Annotated in this window: 8 protein-coding genes; 2 read left to right on the forward strand and 6 right to left on the reverse strand. The window is 46.8% G+C overall.

All coding sequences use genetic code 11. The features are described 5' to 3' along the window. Nucleotides 1-2 precede the first annotated feature (2 nt). Nucleotides 3-356 (reverse strand): PTS glucitol/sorbitol transporter subunit IIA, encoded by a 354-nt coding sequence (locus ACI3E1_RS02150; RefSeq protein ID WP_405024032.1) that lies wholly within the window; start codon nucleotides 354-356, stop codon nucleotides 3-5. A 106-nt stretch (nucleotides 357-462) separates the two neighbouring features. On the opposite strand from ACI3E1_RS02150, the gene ACI3E1_RS02155 reads away from it, so the two are divergent. Together ACI3E1_RS02155 and ACI3E1_RS02160 are read left to right on the forward strand one after the other, a co-directional pair. Beyond that, on the forward strand, nucleotides 463-1,491 hold the full coding sequence (locus tag ACI3E1_RS02155; RefSeq protein WP_405024033.1) for a lactonase family protein: 1,029 nt from the start codon (nucleotides 463-465) through the stop codon (nucleotides 1,489-1,491). 24 nt (nucleotides 1,492-1,515) lie between these two features. Beyond that, nucleotides 1,516-2,148 (forward strand): copper homeostasis protein CutC, encoded by a 633-nt coding sequence (locus ACI3E1_RS02160; protein WP_405024034.1) that lies wholly within the window; start codon nucleotides 1,516-1,518, stop codon nucleotides 2,146-2,148. 73 nt (nucleotides 2,149-2,221) lie between these two features. Here ACI3E1_RS02160 and ACI3E1_RS02165 read toward each other — a convergent pair whose 3' ends face one another. The 5 genes from ACI3E1_RS02165 to ACI3E1_RS02185 all read right to left on the reverse strand — a co-directional run. Next, the gene (locus ACI3E1_RS02165) at nucleotides 2,222-3,316 is read right to left on the reverse strand and encodes a glycosyltransferase family 4 protein (protein ID WP_405024035.1); all 1,095 of its coding nucleotides are present in this window, start codon (nucleotides 3,314-3,316) and stop codon (nucleotides 2,222-2,224) included. Between the two features lie 123 nt (nucleotides 3,317-3,439). Then, nucleotides 3,440-4,108, reverse strand: a complete 669-nt coding sequence (locus ACI3E1_RS02170; protein ID WP_405024036.1) for a TIGR01906 family membrane protein — start codon at nucleotides 4,106-4,108, stop codon at nucleotides 3,440-3,442. Then, the gene (locus ACI3E1_RS02175; RefSeq protein WP_405024037.1) at nucleotides 4,080-4,865 is read right to left on the reverse strand and encodes a TIGR01457 family HAD-type hydrolase; all 786 of its coding nucleotides are present in this window, start codon (nucleotides 4,863-4,865) and stop codon (nucleotides 4,080-4,082) included. The genes ACI3E1_RS02170 and ACI3E1_RS02175 overlap by 29 nt, the downstream gene beginning before the upstream one ends. Nucleotides 4,866-5,400: 535 nt before the next feature. After that, nucleotides 5,401-6,675, reverse strand: a complete 1,275-nt coding sequence (locus ACI3E1_RS02180; protein WP_405024038.1) for a LysM peptidoglycan-binding domain-containing protein — start codon at nucleotides 6,673-6,675, stop codon at nucleotides 5,401-5,403. Continuing rightward, the coding region (locus tag ACI3E1_RS02185) for a hypothetical protein (RefSeq protein WP_405024039.1) at nucleotides 6,675-6,991 on the reverse strand (317 nt) is incomplete at its 5' end. The genes ACI3E1_RS02180 and ACI3E1_RS02185, both read right to left, overlap by 1 nt.

Consider the following 6,991-nt stretch of genomic DNA (forward strand, 5'->3'; position numbering starts at 1 on the left):
TACTATTCCTCCCCGTAAGTGATGGTCATTCCCGGTTCAATTCGGGGTATCCGCTTAGGTGTAAGGTAAATTCCGTTATGCCGCGGCTCTGCTGGTACGTCATCAAAAACCAAAACAGTGTGCCCGATCGTTATTAAGTTCTCATTTGCAACCGGACCAATAAAAGTTATCGTGTACTCCTGATCGCCAATCATAATCTGCTTTCCTGCCTGTAAGGTTACCGGTGTTCGGTCAATAAATTGCTGAAGAACCGCTACCTGCCGGAGCATGGGCGCCGCGTCTTCTTCGAATAAGACCAAAAATGGATCACCCTGTTGAAGCGCATCGGATCCAATTTCTTTAACTACAGCTTTCATCATCCGTCACTCCTATCAATTCAGCTCTCATTTTACCACACTGCACCTTCGCTTCTGTGGGTGAAATGATATACTAAAACAGAGTAATTATACGGAGGGTAATGGAATGAAAGAGCACTTTTTACTTGGAACGTATACCAAAAAAACCAGCCAAGGAATTTACGCCGGAACCCTTGACACCATCACGGGGCAAGTGGATGAACCGCAACTATACCTCGAGGTCGAAAACCCTACCTATTTACAACAAACGCCTGATGGCCAGTTAATTAGCATTGCTTCCCAGTGGGGCCAAGGCGGCGTATTAAGTTACGCGATGAACCGCCACCGGTTAAACAATCGGGTGCTAGACGACGGTCCTAACCCGTGCCACGTGTGCATTGATAATGACCGACAACTGGTCTTTGCCGCCAATTATCATAAAGGAACAATCACGAGCTACCGGCTAAATCCTGATCATACGTTAAGTCGGGGCGTTACCATCCAGCACACAGGAAGTGGTCCCCGGCCAGAACAGAAGAGCGCTCACGTTCACATGTGTGGGCTTACCCCAGACAAACGCCTTTTTGCGATTGACCTCGGAAGCGATACGTTAACAACGTATAACATCACCAGCCACGGAGAGCTTAGTGTTCAAGCAGTTGTTCATTTCCCGGCCGGTTACGGCCCGCGGCACCTTACATTCGTCCCCCATTCAAACACGGCCTACGTTGTTGGCGAACTAAGTAGTCAGATTTCTCGCCTACAATACGAGCCCCTCACCGGTCTTTTCCGGATTGAACAAACTGTTCCCACAATCCCGACCGACTGGACAAAATATAACGGTTGTGCAGCCGTTCGGGTAAGCACAGACGGTCGGTTTGTATACGTTTCAAACCGGGGTTATAACACGATTGCCGTCTTCGCTACCCAAAATAAAACCCTAAACCTTATCCAACAAATAAGTACGGCAGGCGACTTTCCACGAGACTTTGCGCTTGACCCTACAGAGCATTTTGTTCTTGCGGTTAACCAAAAAAGCGATAGCGGCACCCTTTATGCCCGGGATCAGCAAACCGGAAAATTAACCATTATCCAACAAGGAATTGCTACTCCAGAGGCCATCTGTGTCTCATTTGCGCATCCCGTTAACCATTAATCAACTAGAAATGGAGAGACAATTATGATTATTAAGGAAGCATGCGTTGAAAACTTTACGGCCGTTCCGACCGTCATTCAAAACGGCGCCCGGCGAATTGAACTCTGTGACAACCTCGCCGTTGGTGGAACTACTCCAAGTAAGGGGGTAATGGCAGAAACCCATAAATATGCTGCTGAGTTTCATATCCCAGTAACTGCAATGATTCGGCCACGCGGAGGAAATTTTATTTATACTGACACTGAAGTCAAAATAATGGAGGCAGATATTTTTGAGGCTCAAGCCCTTGGAATTGATGCCGTTGCTTTTGGCGCTCTCACCCCCCAAAAAACACTTGACGTTGAGGTAATGGACCAATTAAGTGCAGCTGCTGGAGGAATGCAACTAGTCATGCACATGGCTTTCGATGAACTAGCATGGCCGCAACAAAAACAAACAATCGATTACCTGGTTAACCGGGGATTCGACCGAATTTTAACTCACGGGGGAGCTGCATCAAATCCAATTACAGCCAATCTTGACCACCTCCGCCAGCTAATCGACTATGCCGCCGAACGAATTGTAATTATGCCAGGCGGTGGTGTTACCCGTGATAACTACGAAAAACTAGTTACCGCCCTTAAAATAAGCCAGGTTCACGGAACGACAATTGTTTAGTGCTATGTAAAACAAGACATCGTAAAAAGCTGAGACATATCACCATGTCCCAGCTTTTTTATTGTCCCTATCATTAATGGCGCCGACCATCCTGCGGCTCTTCCCGCAAGACAATAATCCGAATCAAGTCTAACAATGGTTGCCGGTGACTACCAACAAGTCCGATTGCTTCGACGAACAATTCCACCCCTAGTAAAACGGCTACCGTTAAAATTAGCGCTCCCCAAAAACTAGACAGTGCGTATAGCAACGAAATCAACGAAAAGATTAAAGCAATCCCGTAAATTACCAGCACTGTTTGCCGGTGGGATAAACCCATGGCCATTAAACGGTGATGAAGATGATGTTTATCCGCCTGCATAATGGGCTTTTTGTTGAGCGCCCGACGGAGAATCGCCGACACCGTATCAGTGATAGGCACCCCCAAAATAATCACGGGAATAATCACTGAAATGATTGTGGCGTTCTTCAACCCATAAAGTGAGAAAACAGCAATCATAAACCCGATAAACAGCGATCCGGTATCACCCAAGTAAATCTTAGCTGGATAAAAATTGTACGGCAAGAAGCCCAGCATTGCCGCAACTAACACCAACATCATAATCGAAACAAAGATATTAGCCGTCCCCAGAAAAAAGTAACCAATCAGCGCACTTGTCGTCAATGCAATGCATGCCACCCCGGTAGCCAAGCCGTCTAGCCCGTCAATTAGATTAAGGGCATTAGTGATTGCAATAATCCAAACTAATGTTGCTGGCAAACTCAACCAGTGCAGATGCACTTCTCCGGTAAACGGTAAGGTAACCATTGCCATCCGAATTCCTGCACAATACGTTATTACAGCCGCAATCGTTATTCCAATTAATTTTTGAAACGGACGGAGCTCAAAAAGATCATCGAGCATTCCCGTAATAATAATTACGCACTCTGCAACAAACAACCAGGTTAGCTGGCGCCCGGGATATTGATCCCGCAACAAACAAAAATTAGCAACAGCAAACGCAATAAAAATTGCTAATCCACCCATTGTCGGCATGGGAACCTGGTTAACCCGCCGAGCATTCGGGCGGTCCAACGCACCAATCCGCTGCGCGATTTTCCGAACTAACGGTGTTAAAAGCGTTGCAATTAACGCTGTTATCAAAAGTGTCACAATAATCCTTGGCATATCGTCATTCCTCTTTGCCGTGAATTTTCTTCCGGCGCAGATTAATAGCTGGTTACAAGACCGAACCATTTTCCTTCAATATCATACCATATTGCCAGTTAGTTGCCTGCATTTTTCCGGTTATTATCCTAAACCACTCGCCTCATCATTCCATAATTCTTTCCAGCAGATCCACCATATCATGGCCATCTCAACTCCAATTAATCCAACCACCACCCCAAAACTTGCAGCAAAGAACGATTCTGGAAGAAGTTTAATGACGGGATCCGTTTTTGGATTAAATAGCCAATCATTGTTTTGGAAAAGGATCTGGTGAAAGGTAATAAAAAAGGAATTAAAATCAAGGCACATCCAACCCATCACCATAATTAATCCTAAAGCAGTCCATGCCAATGGGCGTAGTAATAACCACCGCTCCCGACGAGCCCTAAGATGACGCCAGCCAATCCAAGCTACGGGAATTAAACCACAGGTAAAACAGTTATTAATCATCATAAAGACCTTCACCTGATGAAGATGAAACATTGCTTTAGCCGTAATGGGGAGGCTGCGTCCTAAATGAACTCCTGGAATCTGAAGAAACTCCAATAACTGCAGGTAATATATCATTACCCGCCTAGCAGGCCACCCAACCTGCGCTCCTAGGTGATGATTATAGACAAACCATTCGTACAGCGGAAAGCAGTTAATCGTTATGGTTACTGTTCCACAAACCAGCGTGGCAAAGATAACGGTCCACCAGCCCCAACTTGTTAACCGCACCTTAAGCATGGGAGTTAACGGGAACCTCATCCAACGACTGAACTTCCCACGTTGGAGCAACGGGTTGGGCTGCAACTAATTCTGGGGTAGAGAGACCAGTGTAAACAAGAATTTGGTCAACCTGAGCGTTAATTCCTGCTTTAATATCAGTCATGTAGTTATCACCAACAATAGCCAACGCTTCACGCGGACATCCAAGTCGTTTTACCGCTACGTCCATAATTTGTGGTTCTGGTTTTCCAATATACTGCGCCTTTGTTTGCGTTGCGTACTCCATGAAAGTTACCAGGGGACCAGCACTTGGAATCATTCCCCATTCACTCGGCAAATTACTATCAGCATTCGTCCCAATTAACCGTGCTCCCCGCCGAACAGCAAGCGTCGCAACCGTAAACTTATGGTAAGTGACATCCCGGTCTAATCCAACAACAACGTAATCCGGGTGAATTTCATCGTACTTAAACCCTTGCTGAAAAAGTGCCTCTTTTAACCCCCGTTCACCAATTGGGTAAACCGTTGGCGGTTCGCTAGCTTGTTGGTTCGCCAAATAATCAGCCGTTGCCATTGCGGATGTATACACATTATCTGTGGTAACGTGGATTCCAAAATTATGCTCTAAGTGGTCAACCACCATCTGCGGGGTTCGCGTACTATTATTAGTTAAGAGTAAAAACGGAATATGATTATCTTGAAGACGTTCAATAAATCGTTTCCCAGCAGGAATTGGTTCCGCCCCACGATAAATAGTTCCATCTAAATCAATTAAAAAACCGCGATACTGTTTCATCCTTAATCCCTAACCCCGTTTATGTTTTTTTTGTTGAAACCAAACACCGTTGGTACAAAGGTGTTTCTGGCTTGTCTGACCGTTTTTTGACCGTCAATGTGTTAAAAACGGTCTTTTTTACTGCTTTTTACAGCTTTAATTGCCTGCCCGCATTATACAATAAAAACGACCTCTTGCCACCACAGCAGGAAGTCGTTTTATGTTTGGGCGTTGTGTTCACGACAGCTCCGTCCGTGTGAGATACCACCCTCACATTTCGCAAGTAATCAGCTTGCAGACCCAAGAAAGGTCGGTATAAGTCTATTGAAAGACCTTTTGGTCGCTCCCCGTTGGGTAACTCCGTTCTCGAACGGCTATTAGCCCGGCGGGGGTGTTTTTATTATACGCTATTTTTGACTGATATGTACAAAACGACCCCAGCCATACAGCTTGGGGTCGTCTTAATAAGTGGAGCTTAACTCCCAGTAACTACATTATTACATATGTTTATGCTATACACAAAAAAGCTCTCCGCTTGAATACGGAGAGCTAGTTATTAATAATTCAATTTTTCACCCGGGTAAATCAGGTTCACGTTCCGAATGCGGTTCAGTGAAGCTAACCGAGAAACCGAAGTGCCTAACCGGCTAGCAATCACGGAGAGATTGTCGCCTGGACGCACTACGTAACTACGTGCGTTGGCTGTACCACCACGTACCGTCAACCGTTGCCCTACGTAAATGTAGTTCGGGTTCGACAGGCGGTTCAGACTAGCTAACGCCTGCCACGTTGTGCCATACCGGCTGGCAATTCCGCTCAACGTATCGCCAGCTTGCACTACATACGTCCCGCTAACTGGAGTGGCGTTTTCCGTCCGTGCTTGGTGGGCAGTCTGTAATATCTCCACGTCATGCCTACTGATCCAACTCATAATGCCAGACAATAAGACCCGGTTACCTCGAACTTCCTGTACGGTGTAGGCCTTGCCCTTCACCCAACTCGGAATGCGTTGCCCGGTGGCCCAGTAGTTCGCGGAGAAGTTGACCTTAACCGTGTAACCCGGTTTAATTTCCCGTTTCGGGGTCTTGTCAGCCTGTTGTCCCTGCTTAATTACTGGGGTTTCGTGCTTCGGCTGGTTATTGCCGTGATAACCGTTATACGTAATTCCAGTTAAGTCCACGTCGCCGTCAATACCCCGGCGGTTGTAGTTATCGTCGAACTGCCAAATGCTAACCCCGTTCATCGACGGAAAGTAATTGTAGTTCGGATAAGTGCTACCCGGACACGGGTACGCTGCTATCCAGACAGACTGGTTACCGAACGCTTGCACAATGCGGTTCACGTCCACGTGTGCCACCGTGTATGGTTTATATGAATAGTAGACTGGCGTGTAGCCCGCCTGCTTAATCTCATTCATACCGGCAATGATAGCGTCCGTATTTGCTTCTACATTCCAACTGGCTCCGGCTTCGTAGTCCAACGCAATGATTGACCCTTTCGGTGTTTGTGTCCGGGGCAGGAAGTAATCAACCACCTGCCGTCCCAAGCCCGCATTACCGCCAACTTGGTACCAGATATACGTATGCGCCCGTTTACCCTGCGCAATCGTGGTGGCAACTTGCGAATTATAGGTGTTCTGCAAGTACAGTCCACCCTGATAACCACCAATCTGGCAGATAGCGAACTCATCATCAGCCCGGCCAAATTGTGCTGTATAACTATTATACCGGGATAAATCAACCCCTTGCGGACGGTTCGCACTTGCAACGCTTGGTGCTAACAAAAAAGCGCCGGCCACCAGGACGGACGCTAATAGGCGTTTATGTTTCATTAATCCTCACCTCCGGACGGCTCGGCTGGTTTAATCTTGGGCGTGCTGTAAACCCGTTCAATGTCATCTTTCAGCTCACAGTAGGCGTGTTCCAGACACCCCCGCAATAAGTCGGTGTCCTGTTTATCGAACCCCGCCCGTACCAACATATCTTGCAGCATAACCTCGGCATACTGCATTTTATCCGGCGCGCCAGCCTTTTCTGCCAGCACTACGGCGTCCTTGGCAAACTGTTCCAATGCTTCCAATACATCCTGTTGGGGAACATATTTATGGATAGCGTTAGCAATAACTAACATTACGGCCGGAGTTAATA

It is taken from the genome of Ligilactobacillus sp. LYQ139, assembly GCF_045033025.1.
GTDB lineage: Bacteria > Bacillota > Bacilli > Lactobacillales > Lactobacillaceae > Ligilactobacillus.

Coding starts and splice junctions, on each gene's coding strand:
- ACI3E1_RS02150 (WP_405024032.1), bottom strand. CDS start 356: ATGAAAGCTGTAGTTAAAGAAATTGGATCCGATGCGCTTCAACAGGGT.
- ACI3E1_RS02155 (WP_405024033.1), top strand. CDS start 463: ATGAAAGAGCACTTTTTACTTGGAACGTATACCAAAAAAACCAGCCAA.
- ACI3E1_RS02160 (WP_405024034.1), top strand. CDS start 1,516: ATGATTATTAAGGAAGCATGCGTTGAAAACTTTACGGCCGTTCCGACC.
- ACI3E1_RS02165 (WP_405024035.1), bottom strand. CDS start 3,316: ATGCCAAGGATTATTGTGACACTTTTGATAACAGCGTTAATTGCAACG.
- ACI3E1_RS02170 (WP_405024036.1), bottom strand. CDS start 4,108: ATGAGGTTCCCGTTAACTCCCATGCTTAAGGTGCGGTTAACAAGTTGG.
- ACI3E1_RS02175 (WP_405024037.1), bottom strand. CDS start 4,865: ATGAAACAGTATCGCGGTTTTTTAATTGATTTAGATGGAACTATTTAT.
- ACI3E1_RS02180 (WP_405024038.1), bottom strand. CDS start 6,675: ATGAAACATAAACGCCTATTAGCGTCCGTCCTGGTGGCCGGCGCTTTT.